General features: G+C 68.4%; 12 protein-coding genes. 3 read left to right on the forward strand and 9 right to left on the reverse strand.

From position 1 onward, the window contains the following. Positions 1–222 precede the first annotated feature (222 nt). Together ACQPZQ_RS16500 and ACQPZQ_RS16505 are read left to right on the forward strand one after the other, a co-directional pair. Positions 223–639: a hypothetical protein gene (locus ACQPZQ_RS16500; protein WP_433296606.1), complete on the forward strand. Its 417-nt coding sequence runs from the start codon at positions 223–225 to the stop codon at positions 637–639. 792 nt (positions 640–1,431) lie between these two features. After that, positions 1,432–2,262 (forward strand): oxidoreductase, encoded by an 831-nt coding sequence (locus tag ACQPZQ_RS16505; protein ID WP_433296608.1) that lies wholly within the window; start codon positions 1,432–1,434, stop codon positions 2,260–2,262. Positions 2,263–2,491: 229 nt separating this feature from the next. On the opposite strand, the gene ACQPZQ_RS16510 is transcribed toward ACQPZQ_RS16505, so the two are convergent. The 7 genes from ACQPZQ_RS16510 to ACQPZQ_RS16540 all read right to left on the reverse strand — a co-directional run bounded on the left by ACQPZQ_RS16510 (position 2,492) and on the right by ACQPZQ_RS16540 (position 11,029). Further along, positions 2,492–3,814 (reverse strand): NtaA/DmoA family FMN-dependent monooxygenase, encoded by a 1,323-nt coding sequence (locus ACQPZQ_RS16510; RefSeq protein WP_433296610.1) that lies wholly within the window; start codon positions 3,812–3,814, stop codon positions 2,492–2,494. Further along, positions 3,814–4,791, reverse strand: coding sequence for an LLM class flavin-dependent oxidoreductase (locus tag ACQPZQ_RS16515; protein WP_433296612.1), 978 nt, complete (start codon positions 4,789–4,791; stop codon positions 3,814–3,816). The genes ACQPZQ_RS16510 and ACQPZQ_RS16515 overlap by 1 nt, the downstream gene beginning before the upstream one ends. Beyond that, positions 4,778–5,227, reverse strand: a complete 450-nt coding sequence (locus ACQPZQ_RS16520) for a Rieske (2Fe-2S) protein (protein ID WP_433296614.1) — start codon at positions 5,225–5,227, stop codon at positions 4,778–4,780. Before ACQPZQ_RS16520 ends, ACQPZQ_RS16515 begins: the two co-directional genes overlap by 14 nt. Next, positions 5,224–6,357, reverse strand: a complete 1,134-nt coding sequence (locus tag ACQPZQ_RS16525; RefSeq protein ID WP_433296616.1) for an amidohydrolase family protein — start codon at positions 6,355–6,357, stop codon at positions 5,224–5,226. The genes ACQPZQ_RS16520 and ACQPZQ_RS16525 overlap by 4 nt, the downstream gene beginning before the upstream one ends. Then, the gene (locus ACQPZQ_RS16530) at positions 6,354–7,421 is read right to left on the reverse strand and encodes an amidohydrolase family protein (protein WP_433296619.1); all 1,068 of its coding nucleotides are present in this window, start codon (positions 7,419–7,421) and stop codon (positions 6,354–6,356) included. The genes ACQPZQ_RS16525 and ACQPZQ_RS16530 overlap by 4 nt, the downstream gene beginning before the upstream one ends. A gap of 16 nt (positions 7,422–7,437) precedes the next feature. Continuing rightward, complete coding sequence (locus ACQPZQ_RS16535; protein WP_433299247.1) at positions 7,438–9,045, reverse strand: ABC transporter substrate-binding protein; 1,608 nt, start codon at positions 9,043–9,045, stop codon at positions 7,438–7,440. A gap of 529 nt (positions 9,046–9,574) precedes the next feature. After that, positions 9,575–11,029 (reverse strand): glutamate synthase subunit beta, encoded by a 1,455-nt coding sequence (locus ACQPZQ_RS16540; protein WP_433296621.1) that lies wholly within the window; start codon positions 11,027–11,029, stop codon positions 9,575–9,577. Between the two features lie 485 nt (positions 11,030–11,514). On the opposite strand from ACQPZQ_RS16540, the gene sfnG reads away from it, so the two are divergent. Next, positions 11,515–12,639 (forward strand): dimethylsulfone monooxygenase SfnG, encoded by a 1,125-nt coding sequence (gene sfnG, locus ACQPZQ_RS16545; RefSeq protein WP_433296624.1) that lies wholly within the window; start codon positions 11,515–11,517, stop codon positions 12,637–12,639. Positions 12,640–13,738: 1,099 nt separating this feature from the next. Here sfnG and ACQPZQ_RS16550 read toward each other — a convergent pair. Then, a complete protein-coding gene (locus tag ACQPZQ_RS16550) occupies positions 13,739–14,539 on the reverse strand; it encodes a TauD/TfdA dioxygenase family protein (RefSeq protein WP_433296626.1) in 801 nt (266 codons plus the stop codon). A gap of 322 nt (positions 14,540–14,861) precedes the next feature. Continuing rightward, a complete protein-coding gene (locus ACQPZQ_RS16555; RefSeq protein ID WP_433296628.1) occupies positions 14,862–15,479 on the reverse strand; it encodes a TetR/AcrR family transcriptional regulator in 618 nt (205 codons plus the stop codon). Between the last annotated feature and the right edge of the window lie 23 nt (positions 15,480–15,502).

Here is a 15,502-nt window from a genome sequence, read left to right on the forward strand (position 1 = left end):
GTGACCCTCGGTGCGATCGCTGTGTTCGGCCAGGCGGAGCGGTCACACGTCGTTCGAAGACCGAGGGTGAACATGACACGGGATTCCCGCACATCCTGGGCCGCCACCGCACCGGGTCCCGGCGGCCGGGATGCAGGCGGACGAGTGGATCGACGCAACCGTGGCCGGCGTCTGTCCCCGACGGGGCGAAAGACGCTCCTGACCACGCACGTTGTGTCATCGGTGGGCCTTCTCGGCGCCGACGCCGCCGTCCTCGCCCTCGTCGTCGCAGGCTGGGGCGGCTCCGAGCCGCTGACGGTCTATCCCGCCGCGTACCTGCTCGGCCAGGCCCTGATCGTGCCCCTTGCACTGCTGGCCCTTACCACGGGTGTGGCACTGGGGCTGCTCACCCCGTGGGGGCTGCTGCGGCACTGGTGGATCCTGATCAAACTGGTGCTCACCGCCGGGGGAACTGTGCTGGCCGTGTTCGTGCTGGTGCCCACGCTCGATGCGGCGGCCACTGACGCGCTCGCCCGGCGGGCCCTTTCCGACCCGTTCGCGCTGGTCAAGGACTCCGGAGGCGCCTGCGCAGTGTTGCTCGTGACGATCCTGCTCGCATACTTCAAACCCTTCGGCCGTCTGCGACGCCGACACCGATGAGTCCCAACGATGTAGACCACCCGCGCCGCCGGGGATGACTCCAGGATTGTGCCGGCTCGTCTGCTGATCGCTTCCGGGTCGGCCGTGGCGACGGCCGTGGCGTTGTCGACGAGGTGGCTGTGAACAGCTGCTCCGTAGACCTCGGTAGTGGTCGACATGGTGTCGAATCGTCTTGGACGCGCATCGCCAAGGGAACCTGCGAAGACAACATGGTTGTCACTGCGAAGTGGCGGAGGTCGTGCACCCGGATCCGCGGCAGGCCAGCGTCGCAAGTGAGCTCGTGAAGGTGGCGCAGCACGTATTCGTGGCGCAGCGGTTGGCCGGTGCGGCGGGTAAAGGCCAGGTCTTGGCCCGGTAGCTCAAGCCGGCGGTGAGGCGCACGCCGCGTTCATGTTGAGCTTGCCGATGAAGCCCGCGGACCGCGCGTTCGGACGTCGAGGTTGACCTCGTGTTCGTTCTCCGTAGGCGGCCTCGTCGATGTGGCGTAGCCAGTGCACAGTGCGGTCACGACCGACTCGACGGTCTCCTCGGGCGGCGTCTGGACACACCGAAACCGTGCGCGGGCATCACAATCCCGATGTTCAGGGACAGCCTCGTCGTCGTACCCCCAGGCCAGGAGAAGGACGGCGTTCCCACGGAGGTCCCGCCGTTGCCCCCTTTCGTGCGTCCCCTCCGGCCGTGGCCGCTGCCCCGCGCTCGCGCACGAGACCGGGCCTGGCGGTGCCTCCCGCGGTCCCGCACGATTCGCTTGACTGGGGGCTCGGAGATCGACTGATGAGGAGTGTGACGACGATGAGCACCTGGCTGATCACGGGATGCTCGACCGGCCTCGGCCGGTCGCTGGCCGAGGCCGTCCTCGACGCAGGCCACGACGCGGTCGTGACCGCACGGGACGAGTCGACGGTGCGCGACCTGGTCACGGCGCACACCGACACGGCTCTCGGGCTCACGCTGGACGTGACCGAACCAGCACACGTGTGCGCTGCCGTCCGACGCGCCGAGGAACGGTTCGGACAGGTCGACGTGCTGGTGAACAACGCAGGCTATGGCTACCGGGCCGCGGTCGAGGAAGGCGAGGACACCGACGTGCGGCAGCTGTTTGACACGAACCTCTTCGGCGCAATCGCGATGATCAGGGCCGTGCTGCCGGGCATGCGCGCCCGCAGGTCCGGGACGATCGTGAACATCTCCTCCATCGGCGCGCGCCGCTGCCCGCCCGGCTCCGGGTACTACTCGGCGACCAAGGCGGCCCTGGAGGCGATGACGAGTTCCTTGCGCAAGGAGGTGCAACCTCTCGGTATCACCGCGCTGGCTGTCGAGCCCGGGGCATTTCGCACAGACTTCGCCGGCCGTTCTCTCACACAGTCGGCGCAGGCGATCCACGACTACGCCGAGACCGCGGGCAAGCGACGCAAGGAGAACGACACCGTCCATGGGACCCAGCCGGGTGACCCCACCCGCGCGGCCGCCGCGATCATCGAGGTGGTGGGGTCCGGCCATGCACCTGAGCTCCTCGTACTCGGGTCGGACGCCCTGCGTAGCTTCAGGTCGGTTCTGAATCGGCAGAGCGCGGAGCTCGACGCCTGGGAGGCCACGACCGTGAGCACGGACTTCCCTTCGTGACCTGCGCACTGTCATGCGGGTGCTGGGCACCTGACCCTGCGCAACGAAGACGTGACGTGACCATCCGCACGGCCGGGAGTCGGTGGCGGTAGATCCGTTCGGTCGCCGCGGTGCCGCTGTGGCCGACGAGGTGGGAGATGTCCTCGGTGATGGTGGGTGTGGCAGGCGCCGGCGGTGGTGCGGCGAACACATCCCATTCAGCACGCCGTCGACCTCGGAGCGTCGCAGGCTACTGGCTCACCGCGGCGGCCGGCAGCCGCACGCCGCCCGGTGGGAGGCCGAGTGACTTCCGGAGGGTCTGCCGTGGCGATTCGGTGCGAAAGATGCCCTTCTCCTGAAGGAGGGGAATAACGCGGTCAACGAACTCCACGTTGCTCATCGGGACGACCTGGGGCGCGCTGATGAACCCGTCGGCGGCGTCGGTGTCCATCCAGTGTTCGATGGTGTCGGCAACCGTCGTCGGGGAGCCGACGATCGCCGGCCGCACAGTCGCCCGACGGACGAACTGCCGGATCGACCAGCCCGCCTCCTCGGCCATGGCCCGCCGCTCCGCGATGTACACGTACGGATCCTTCTGGGCGGAGGGGCTCCGGCGCAGGTACACCCCGAGTGCAGCGTAGTCCGGCTCGATCGCGGGCAACGGGCCATCGGGGTCCACTCCGGACAGATCGCGCAGCCAGAGTCGCTCCAGCTCCTCGATGACGGCCTGGTCGGTGAACTCGAGATCGAGGAGGTGGTCGAACTTCTCGTGAGCCTCGGCGTCGGTGTCGGCCACGACGAACCGCTGCCCGACGATCAGTTTGAAGTCGTCGCGGCTGCGGCCGTACTTCGCGAGACGGCCTTTCACGTCGGCGTAGTCCGCGCGCGCCTGCTCGATGGTGCGCGGAATGATGTACTTCACCTCGGCGAACCGGGCGGCGAACTCGGCGCCCTCCGAGGACGCCCCCGCTTGCACGATCACCGGGTGCCCTTGGGGACTTTCCGGGAGCGCCGGTGTGGCGCGCAGGTTGAACTGCGTCGTGTGCGCTTCAACCGGATCCGGCGCCCGCCCGCCTGACCAGCTGTGCCACAGCTCCTGGGAGATGGCGAGGAACTCCTGGGCGCGCACATAGCGCTGCGAGGGGTCCAGGAAGTCACCCCGGCGGAAGTTCGGGTGGGTTGTGCTCTCGGCGGAGGTCACAAGGTTGAATGCCACCCGTCCACCGGAGAGGTGATCGAAGGTCGCGATCTGGCGGGCGAGGTCATACGGCTCGTTGTAGGTGACGTTGAGTGTTGTCAAGAAGCCGATGTTGGTCGTCGCACCGGCCAGCGTGACCAGGATGTTCAAGGTGTCCGGCCGCCCGTTGAGGGTGTGCGCGAGCACGGTGCCGTCCTTCTCGGCGAGTGTGAGCGCGTCGGCGAGGAACAGGAAATGCATGTTGCCGCGTTCGGCGGCCCGGGCGTTCGCGAGGAACGTGTCGACATCGATGAGGCTCATGTTCGCCGGGTGCCGCCATGCGACCTGTTCCTTGCCGGGGAAGTGCGCCCCGAGGATCAACTGCCGACGTCCCATCACGCCCTCCTGGCCCGCGTGTACTGGTTGTCCGCGACGTCGAGGCCGAGGGCCTCGCGCAAGCTCGCTCCGAGTGGGGGCTGGCGAAGGGGCAGGCCCGCGGCCAGCTCCGCGATCGCGGATAGGGGCAACGCCCTCCCCGTCGGGCAGACGAGCACGAGGCCATCCGCGCCCGCAGCGGAAACCTGTTCCCGCAGGCTCGCCGCGGTCTCCCGACCGGTCAGCGGAATCTCCAGGAGCGTTCGCGGGGTACCTGGTGTCGATGCGTCGTCCGCCGCGATGGCGACGTCGGCCCAGTCCTTGGCGAATCCGGCCGTTCCCGCGTCGACAACGCGGGTGAAGATCGGGGGACGGCCTTGGGGCGAACGCGGGTGCAGCGACGGGCCGCGCACGGACAGGAAGCGGCCGCGGAAGTTGATGTGGTGGACCCGGTCGAGGTCCAGGTAGAGGCCGCGCTCGACGTCGCGGATCACCGCGCCGGCCTCCCAGGAGTCCCACAGCTTCGTGACGACATCCGCGAACTCACCGGCTTCCGCCAGCTCGTCCTGCGCCGACATCTTCGTGCCCCGCCCGATGTGCGCGACGGCCATCGCGCTCTGGCCGACGCGCACACTCCACCCAGCGCGGCCGTGGCTCGCGTTGTCGACAGTCTGCAGATGCTTGGCGACGTGGAACGGCTCCAGTTGCGCGGTCTGTGTGGTGACGACGAACCCGATTCGGGTGCACAGCTGCGCGATGAACGAGCAGAACACCGTCGGGTCCGGTCGCGGGATCCACCGATCCCCCTCCTGCAAGGGACCGAAGTCGTCGTCGAGGAGTAGGAAGTGCACGCCGGCTCGCTCCAGTGCGTCGAGCGCGGTGCGCATGCGGTGGCGATCGAACGCGGTGGCGGTGTCGGGCAGTGGGTGGCCCGGATCGCCGGCGAGCGCGTAGCCGGTCGCGAGTGCGACGCCGAGCACCAGGTCAGCCATCGACATGCCCGCTCAGGTCGACCACCAGATAGTCCTCTTCGACGGAGACGGGGAACGTCTCGGCGGTGTAGGGGCCAGGAACTTTCCCGGGCGGCCCGGTCAACTCGCTTCCGGCTGTGACCTCGACCGGGTAAGCACGGGCGCGCAGCCGTTCAGGGTCGCACCACGAGCGTCCCGTCGTGATGTCGAACTCCCACTGGTGCCACGGGCAGCGCAGGATGGAGGGCCGCGGGTCGAACTCGTACATGCCAGGGCCCGGGGATGTCACGGCGCCGGTTTGCAGCCCTTCGCACAGCGGTCCGGCCTGATGGGGGCACCGGTTACGCACCGCGTAGTAGGTGCCGTCGATGTTGAACACGCCGATTTCCCGCCCTTCGACGGTCACGATCGTGTGTTCCCCCGGCTGCAGCTGCGCGGCGACCCCCACGACATGCCGGCTCAACGGGGACCGTCCGAGGCCGGATCGCCGGGCAGGCCGTAGAGCGCCCGCGAATTCTCGGACATGATCTGTGCCCGGACCGACGGGGAGAACGGCACCGTGCGCAGCGCCTGGTCGGGGGCGTCGAAGTCCCAATGCGGGTAGTCGCTGGAGAACATCACCCGCTTTTGCAGCGCCGGGAAGTCCTCGAACACGCGCAGCAAGCTGCGTGGATCCGGCGGTTCCTCCACCGGCTGCGTGGTGAACCAGAAGTGCTCCGCGAGGTACTCCGATGGGCGGCGCGAAAGGTGCGGCACCTCGTCGTGCATCCGCTCGAACGCGGCGTCCATGCGCCAGGCAAGCGGCGGTGCCCAGGCGATCCCGCCCTCGATCAACACGATGCGTAGGTCCGGCAGCCGCTCGAAGATCCCCGAGAACACCAAGCTCACCACCTGAGCCTGGAAGGACTGGGCATTTCCGGCGTGGTCTTCGAGGTAGTACGACGCCCAGCCGGAGGCGGTGCTTGGCTGGCCGCCGACACCGCCGAAGTGCACTCCGACCGGAAGGCCGTGGCGGGCGGCGGACTCGTAGATCGGCCAGTATTTGCGGTTGCCCATCGGTAGCGGGGTTTTGATCTGCATATAGACCTGGACGAACCGCGGGTCAGGAGCAACGCGTTCGATCTCGGCGACCGCGTATTCGGTGTCCTCGGCCGGGAGCACGATCGAGCTGCGTAGCCGTGGTTCAGCGTCGAGCCATTCGCGCGCCGCCCAATCGTTGGTCGCACGGCAGAGCGCGGCGGCGTACTCCGCGTTGCGCATCCCGGACTGGTCAGCCCGAACCAGCGGGCCGAGCACCGCGTACTCGATGTCCCACTGGTCCAGCAGTTGCTCACGCAAGAACGGCAGATCCGAGGCGGGTGCGCCGCCCGTGGGCGGCCAGGCGTCGCCGCGCGCCGCGCCCTTGGCCATCCGCGGGTACAGCGAGGCGTGGTAAGGGTTGCCGCCGTAGCGGTCGTGTCGGTCACGCCATTGCTCGGGCAGGTGCTCGCGCAGCACGGCGGGAGAGTGCATCGTGATGTGGACGTCGCAGTCGATGCATGTGGTGCGTTGCCGGGGTCGAGTCCGGACCGCGGTGTCGGTAGCCGCGCTCATGACCGGCCTCCGGTGGGCATGGTGGCGTCGAGTCGGTAGAAGTCGCGTGCGTTGTCGAACATCATCTGGTTCGCCTCCGCAGGGCTGAAATGGCTGGGCACCGCGTCGCGAGGTTGGGCGTGGTGGTCTTGTGGGTAGCCGGATCCGAACAGCAACAGCTGGGCCCCCCACATGTCGGACAGGACGTGGGCGAGCGCGGCGCCGTCGCGCGGCGCGTCGTGCGGGCCGCTGACGAACCGGAAGTGCTCGCGCACGTACTCCGACGGTGGATGGCGTAGCCACGGCACCTCGCGGCGCAGTCCGCGCCAGTTCTTGTCGAAGCGCCACATCGTCGCCGGGAGCCAGGTGTATCCCGCGTCGACGACAGCGACCCGCAGGTCGGGGAAGGCGTCACACACACCTTCGATGATCATGCTCATGACCTGCGACTGGGCGATCGAGGCCATGCCGACGTATTCCTCGATCAGGTAGGTCGGCCAGCCGACCGGCGTCGGGGCGTTCCCGGTGAACCCGCCGTACTGCAGGCTCACCGCCAGCCCATGATCGACCGCAGCGGCATAGACGGGGTGGTACTCCCGCCTGCCGTAGGGCATCGCCGAGCGAATGGGCAGAAACACCTGGACAAAGCCAGGGTGATGGCCGATCCGTTCGATCTCGGCGACCGCGAGCGCCGGGCTCTGGCTCGGCACCACTACGGAGGCCCGAAGACGCGGTTCCGGCTCCAGCCATCGGGCGATCTGCCAGTCGTTCACCGCGGCGGCCAGTGCCGCGGCGGCGTCCGGGTTGCGGATCGATTCGATCGCGTAGCCGCAGTTGAGGATCCCCTGCTCCAGGTCCCAAGCATCCAGCGTCTGCATCCGCAAGAGCTCAAGATCGCTACCGGCCGGACCGCCTTCTGGGCGCAGGGCGCTCGGATGCTCGGACATGGGCATCCCGGGTGGCCAGGCCGACTCGGTGGGTCCCCGAAACGCGGTGGTCGCGATCTGCTCCCGCCAGAAGGCCGGCAGGTGCGGAAGGAGCGCCGATATCCCCGGAACGACGGCGTGCAGGTTCGCGTCGATCACTCGGTCCATAGTCAGTTCACCGATCCAACCAGATGCTGGCGAAGAAGAGGTCGCGCGTGATGTACCGGTCGATGCCCCGTACGTCCGGTTTCGTGATCGTCGAGAGGTAGCTCGAGGTCATCCAGCCGAGGACGACATCTTCGTTCAAGATCCGTTCGATTTGCTGGTAGTCGCTCGTCCGCTTGGCCGGGTCGGTGGTGGCAGCGGCATCGTCGATCAGCGCGTCGACCCGAGGGTTCTTGTACTTCCCGTAGTTGGCGCTGCCATCGCTGCGGAACGTCCGCGATACCGCAGGAAACGGGTAGTCCATCGGCGTGACGCTGCTCGTCAGCTCGAAGTTCCCGCCTTGCAGGACTTCCGTGGTGAACTGCGCGAGGTCGTAATAGCGTGGCGTCACCTTCATGCCGGCCTTGGCCATCTGTGCCTGGACGAACTCCCCTTGTGTGACCTGGCTCGTGCTGGTGGTGTAGGAGAAGCTCGGATCCCCGCCGTCGGCGACGTATTCTTGGACGAGTTTCTTCGCGTCCTCGAGGTTCTGTTTCGGGAAGATGTCGGAGGCCTGCTGCGTGTGGTACGGGCTGCCCTCGCGGAAGAGCGAGTCCGTGGGGACCCGCTGGCCCATGTACAGGCTCGCCGACGCCGCGTCGAGATCGAGAGCCTCCATCACGGCCTTGCGCATGCGCAGGTCGTCGAAGGGCGGGTGCGTGAAGTTGAAGACGAAGTACGTTCCGGAGTTGCCGGGACCGAAGTAGACCTTCAGGTTCGGGTTGGCGAACGCACGGACCACCTCGGCGTTGTAGCCACCATTGATCATGTCGACGTCGCCGTTCTGCATGGTGGCGTAGCGCGTCTCGGTGTCGGACAGCGGCCGGATCTCGATACCGTCGAGGTAGGGCATGCCTGGCTGCCAATAGTGCGGGTTGCGGGTGAGCCGCATCCTGTTGTCGCGCTGCCAGCTTTCGAGGACGAACGGTCCGGTCCCGACCGGCTGCTTACCGATGTCGGTGCCGTTCTTGAGCGCGGTCGGCGAGACGAGCATGCCAAGGGTGGCGCTGAACGGCTGGGCGAAATAGACGGGGAAATCGCCGAGCGGCGATTTCAGGGTGAACTCGACGGTGGTCGGGTCGACCGCACGCATGGAAGCGATGTGCTCGGCGAACGAGTGCGCCGGCGAGGCGACCTTGTCGATATGCCGCTGGGTGTTGACGATGACCGCGTCGGCATCGACTGGGGTGCCGTCGCTGAACTGGACACCGGGTCGCAAACCCATCCGCCAGGTCAGACCGTTGTCCGGGGTTTCCATCGACTGCGCGAGGTAAGGCTTCACCGTGCCGTCGGGGGCCATCTTCAGCAACATGTCGTAGACGGCGGTAGACGCAAGGTTCGCGTTGGAGACCGTGGGGTCGAAGCTGACGATTTCCCGGTCGTTACCGATGATCAGGGTGCCGCCGCGGCGAGGGGTGCCTTCGGCGGCCAGGTTGCCACCGTAAGGATCGAGCTCCTTCACCTTCTCATTCGCCGGGACGGTCGAGCGGTCGTTCGCCCCGACGGCGCCACAAGCAGCCAACGCCATCAGCGCGAGCGCCACCGTAACGAGGCCGAGGATTCGCGTTCGCAACCGCATGGCTGTCACTCACTCTCCGTTGAGTTGAGCGTCGTCGGTTCGCGGGCTGTCGGAAGGCTGTTCGGCCCTGCGGGTCGGTTGTCAGACAGCTGTCGCCCGATGGGGGGCTGAGTACACCCCGTTAGGTTGTAATGCTAAGCATCGGAGCGCGACGCGTAGTCGACCAGTGACTGTGTGCGAATAAACGTGCCGATGCGTGCAAGGCGGTGCTGGGTGGAAACCTGTCCATCCGGGCTCCGCCGGTGACCGCGTAGGAGGGGACGCTCTCCGGGGTGATCGACTTCGGAGAGATTTGCGCAGGCGATCCCGCGGCCGACCCGTCATGGATCCTGCTGCCCGTGGGCACCGCGAGCCTTCTTCGAACCCCTACGAGGACGAGGGCACCATCGCCCGGGGCTCGCGGCCGGCCTTCAAGGTGAGGCGCGCAACGGGGGACGTCGGCGGCCCGCGACGCGGACTAGAGCCTGCCCCGGCGCTGGCATCGCCGCTGGTCAGGCGACAGGACCCGGGAGCGGGAGGCCTCCCTGGGTCAGGCGATCGGGCGGTCGGTGGGGTCGATCGGGCGGGGAAGGACGTCTCGTCCGGTGAGGTATTTGTCGACGCATGCCGCGGCGGCGCGGCCTTCCGCGATCGCCCACACGATGAGCGACTGACCGCGGCCCATGTCGCCTGCTACGAAGGCGCCCTCGACGCTGGACATGAAGTTCTCGTCGCGGGAGACGTTGCCGCACTCGTCGAGCTCAACGCCCAGGTCGGTCACGAGCCTGTCACGCTCGGGGCCGAGGAAACCGAGGGCCAGTAGCGCGAGCTGCGTGGGGATCTCGGTCGCGGATGCGGTGGTCGGGTAGAACCGCTTGTTGTCGTCGCGTAACCCCTCGATGATCTTGATCGCCCGCAGACTGCCGTTCGCATCGCCGAGGAACTCGAGGGTGTCCATGCTGAACAGGCGCGCACCGCCCTCCTCGTGTGCTGGGGACGTCCGATAGATCGCGGGGTAGGTCGGCCATGGCATGTTCGCGGTGCGCTGCTCGGGCGGGCGTGGCCGGATGTCGATGTGCACGACTGACCGCGCCCGCTGGCGGTGGACGGTGCCGAGGCAGTCGGTTCCGGTGTCGCCCCCGCCGACGATGGCGACGTCGCGGCCCTCGGCGGTGATCGGGGAGACCTCCAGGTCGCCTTCCTGCACCCGGTTCGCCCAGGTCAGGTAGTCCATCGCCGAGTGGACTCCGTCGAGTTCGCGACCTGGTACGGGGAGCTCGCGCGGGGCGGTGGCGCCGCAGGCCAGGACGAGGGCATCGGACCGGGACCGGAGCTGCTTCACGTCGGGGTCGATGCCGACCTCCGTTCCGGCCCGGAAGATCGTGCCCTCGGCCTTCATCTGCTCGAGGCGGCGGTCGAGCCGGCGCTTCTGCATCTTGAACTCGGGGATGCCGTAGCGCAGCAGCCCGCCGAACCGGTCGGCCCGTTCATAGACGATCACGTCGTGGCCCACCCGGGTGAGCTGCTGGGCGGCGGCGAGCCCGGCCGGACCGGAGCCGACGACGGCGACGGTCCGTTTCGTCCGCGATTTCGCTGGGAGCGGCGTCACCCAACCCTCGTCCCAGGCGTGGTCGATGATCTGTAGCTCGATCTGCTTGATCGTGACCGGGTCGGTGTTGATCGCCAGCACACACGCCGATTCGCACGGTGCCGGACACAGAACGCCGGTGAACTCCGGGAAGTTGTTCGTGGCGTGCAGCTGTTCGATCGCCCGGCGCCACTCCGCGCGCCGGACGAGGTCGTTCCAGTCGGGGATGAGGTTGCCCAGCGGGCAGCCCTGGTGGCAGAACGGGATGCCGCAGTCCATGCACCGACCAGCTTGTCGACGCAGCTGGTCGTCCGGCATCGGCTCGTGGACCTCGCGCCAGTCGCGCAGGCGCAGGCCGATCGGGCGCCGCGGCGGCGCCTCGCGGGGGGTGCGGAGAAACCCCCAGGGGTCACCCATGACCGGCCTCCTGATTCGGCCACGGCCGGGTCCGCTTCGGATCGGGATACGGTGCACCCATCGTGGTCCGATGGCAAGGGCGCGGCATTCCCGGCCCGTGATACTGCTGCTCGGGGCATGTGGACACGGGCGCTGGACGGCCCGCTGGGACCCTCTCGACGCTGGTGAGTGCGCTGCACGGCCGATGAACAGCGATCGCGATCCGCGCCTACCTCGCCGCCGCCGTAGCGGGTCACGTCCACGTCGAGCCCGAGCCGGAAGCAGCAGGGATTGTCCGTACCGTTGCAGCCCGGTCGGCCGCCTGGACCGCATCGCGGGAATCCTCTGTGACCAGCTTGACAGCCCGGAGAACCGTCTGGTGTGTTCGAGCCATGACCACATCGCCGCTCGTACGCAGGCGTCATGTGGATCATCTGCGTGTCGTCTCTTGTGCATGTCGCTGATCGGCGCTCCCGCCACCGGTCACCACGTTCGAGGAGACACGCATGCCTGCGCACGAACCGCTGAAGTTCGCCTACTGGGTGCCCAACGTCAGCGGTGGCCTCGTCACGAGCGCCATCGAGCAACGCACCGACTGGGGATACGACTACAACAAGCGCCTCGCCCGGCTCGCCGAGGACAACGGCTTCGAGTACGCACTCTCCCAGGTGCGCTACATCGCCAGCTACGGCGCCGCGTACCAGCACGAGTCGACGAGCTTCTCGCTCGCGCTGCTTCTCGCGACCGAGCGGCTGAAGGTCATCGCCGCCGTGCACCCAGGACTGTGGCAACCCGGCGTGCTCGCCAAGCTCGTCGCCACCGCCGACCACCTCTCTGGTGGCCGGGCCGCCGTCAACGTGGTCTCGGGCTGGTTCAAGGACGAGTTCACCAAGCTGGGGGAGCCGTGGCTCGAGCACGACGAGCGGTACCGCCGCAGCGAGGAGTTCATCCGGGTCCTGCGGGAGATCTGGACGAGTGACCACGCGGAGTTCAACGGCGACTTCTACCGCCTGCATGACTTCGACCTCAAGCCCAAGCCTCTCGATGTGCCGGGCCGCCCGCACCCGGAGATCTTCCAGGGCGGCAACTCGACGGCCGCGCGCCGCAACGGCGGCCGTGTATCGGACTGGTACTTCTCCAACGGCAAGGACTACGAGGGCTTCATCGAGCAGGTCGAGGAGGTCAACGGGTATGCGGCCGACGCGGGCCGGGCGGGCGCGGTCCGGTTCGGGCTGAACGCCTTCCTCATCGCCCGTGACTCCGAACGGGAGGCTCGCGAGACGCTCCGCGAGATCATCGCGAAGGCGGACGTCGACGCTGTGGAGGGCTTCCGAGGCGCCGTGCAGCAGGCAGGCGCCTCCACCGGGGACAAGCGCGGTATGTGGGCCGACTCGTCGTTCGACGACCTCGTCCAGTACAACGACGGCTTCCGCAGCCAGCTCATCGGCACTCCCGAGCAGATCGCCGATCGGGCGGTCGAGTACAAGCGGCGTGGCGCGAACCTGCTGCTGCTCGGCTTCCTCCATTACCACGAGGAGGTCGAGTACTTCGGCCGCCACGTGCTCCCGATCATCAGGGAGAAGGAGGCTGAACAAGCCGCCCGCGAGGCTCCGCTCGTCGCTGCTCCGTGACGTGCCGGCTACCGGGCTGACCCGGCGGCGCCACATCGACTACTCCCTCGTCGGGACGACGTCCTGTCGATGCCGCCGCCCACGCACTCGACACCGCCGTGCCCGGCCGCCCGGACCCGCTCCGGATGCCGGTGACACCGCCCCGGACCCCGGATGCCTCCCACCCCGTCACCTCCGACGGGCGGGCGGCGGCACGGCACCATCCACCGGCCGGCGCCGGCTGCGGCGCCGCCGGCGAGAGGTCCAGCGCGATCGGTGAAACGACGCATACTGCCGGCGTTTCCGCGGAGGCTTGCGGTAGCCGCCACCGGGCCCCGCTCGTCTGTCGTCGTGGCCGGGGCAGGTACGGGGCGACGAACACGATGAGACGTCGGCTGCAACGGGGGAGTGGCCGCGCGGCCCTTCATTCCGTGCGAGGGGAGCGACGCGAGCGACAAACGGTTTCTCGTGGTTGTCCCGCTCGCAGAAGCGGAGGATCGATGTCTGTCTATCGGGAGCGTCGGCAGATTTGTTCGGACGAATCTCTGTGAATACGATCGTGAACGCCCCTGTTTCCATCTGTTCGTCGCTCGGAACGCGGATCCGCCGGTCGGACAGGGGACCTGGATCGCCAACGTGCGGTTATGTCGATCAACGATAAATCGAGAATTCTCGGCGCCGGCAGCGACGCCATGAATTGCGCGGACGGGTGAGGCGGCCGTGTTCGCTGATCGGCCTCTGACTGCGTTGCTCCCCGTTCCCGTCCCGCACACCGGCGGGACGGGTTCCCCGGTGCGCTGACCCGGACCGGCGAGCCGGTCGCGGCTGTGCAGGCCGCGGCCGTGCTCGTCGAGGCGCTGGAGTGGGGACGGGCACGCGGGCGCGCCGCTGACGTTCGGCGAGCGCGGCGAGGTGGCGGCGCTCATCGCCGGCGACGTCACCGCCCGCGTCTTCGACGTGACGGGCGCCCGCGCCACCGGCAACAGCGTCGGGCCCGACCGCTTCTGGCGGGAGGTCCGCACCCACGACCATGCAGCCGCCGCGATCACGCGCACACGGCTCGCCGACCCGCCGACCGCCGCGCCCACGCGACTGGGACGGAGGCCGGGTGGGCGGCGTCTCAGATCGCCGGATCCGCCGCGATCACCTTCTGGTAGGCGCGCGGTCCGTCGCCGTAGTCGTCGACCGCGTAGTGCCAGGTCGCGAGGTTGTCCCAGAGCACGAAGTCGCCGGGCTTCCAGCTGTAGCGGACGGTGTAGTCCGGTGAGGAGGCATGGCGGAGCAGGTAGGGCAGCAGTGTGTCGGACTCCGCCTGGGTGACGCCGGTGAGGCGCAGGGCGCCGTGGGAGAGGAACAGGCCCTTGCGGCCCGTGTCCGGGTGGGCCAGCACGACCGGGTGCTCGACGGTGGTCGTGACGGCGCCCTTCTCGCTGCCCTGGGCGTAGTGCGCGGGATCGGCGTCGTAGAGCGCGCCGAGCGTGCCGGTCAGTACCTTGAGCGGTTCCGACAGGTCGTCGTAGGCAGCCTGCAGGTCGGCCCACAGGGTGTCGCCCCCGACGTCGGCGACCTCCTGGTAGGTGAGCGACTCGATCCGGAACGGTGGGGTGCGCCACGTGCCGCCGACGTGCCAGTGGCTGGCCTTGCCGGTCTGCTCCACCCGGTAGGGGTACACGAGCGGGTTGTCCGGGTGGCGCACAGCGGTCGGGTGGTCGAACGGCTCACCGAAGATCCGGACGGCCTCGACGTGCCGGCCGGGAGAGAGGTGCTGGTCGCGGAACACGAGCACCTTGTGCTCGCGGAAGGCGGCGCGCAGTTGCTCGGCCGTCGCAGGATCGATGTCGTGCCTCAGATCGAGGCCGACGATTTCCGCGCCGATGCGCGGGCTGGTGCGCTGCACCTCGAAATAGACGGACGTGGTCATCGTGAATTGCACTCCTCAGTGTTTGCGAGCATGCCGAAAAGGTGCCCGGGCCGGGCGGGAATGGGGAACGCCGCGAACTCGTGCGGCGGCGTCAGTGGGATGAGCGCGAACAGCGTGCGGCATGGACCAGCATGAGGTCCACGAACAGCCTGCTCGTCAGGCGAGTGGTAGATGACACGCCCGTCACGTTGGTGACGCTAAGCGGGTGGTTGAAACCACACAGCCGGCTGTGATCGGTATCACTACATGGGTGAATATGCCCGGACATTGTGTGTGGGTGTGCTCGCGGGCTCCCTCGATATCGCGGGGTGCCGGATCTGGCTCAGTCGGCCGTCGCCGGCTCGCCGACCGTCGCCCTGGTGTCCCGGAGCGCGGTGGCGACGACCTCGGCAGCCATGGCGCCGGCGAGCCGGATCGGGTCGTCGGAGCGTGCGGCCTTGCTGCCGGCGAGTCCGCCGTCGTAGATGACCTGGATGCGCCGGGCCGCCTCCTCCGGGTCGGTCGCGCTCGCCTGCCGCAGCGTGGTGGCGAGCACGGCGTGCAGCCAGCGGCGGTGAGCGGCGACAACGGCGTGGACGGGGTGGGTGGGATTGGGGAACTCGGTGGCCGCGTTGAGATAGAGGCAGCCACGGAACCGGCGCCGCCGCGCGGCCGCGGCAGCCCTGTCGAAGAGCACCTGCACCCGGGGGGCCGCGTCGTCGGCCATCGCGCGCACCGCCCGTTCGTATCCCTCCCGGTCGAGCAGGTCCTGCTGCTCCAGCCACGACGTGACCAGCCCGTCCTTGGAGCCGAAGTTCTGATAGAGGCTCGCCCGCGCGACGTCGGCGTCGGTGACGAGTTGGTCGACGCCCACCGCGCGGATGCCGTGCCGGTCGAACAGTCGGGCCGCGCTGGCGACGAGCCTTTCCGCCGGAAGTGGACGAGTGCTGGGAGAAGGCACCTGATCAGGATAGGCCCGACGCA

Source organism: Pseudonocardia sp. CA-142604 (assembly GCF_050948475.1).
GTDB lineage: Bacteria > Actinomycetota > Actinomycetes > Mycobacteriales > Pseudonocardiaceae > Pseudonocardia > Pseudonocardia alaniniphila.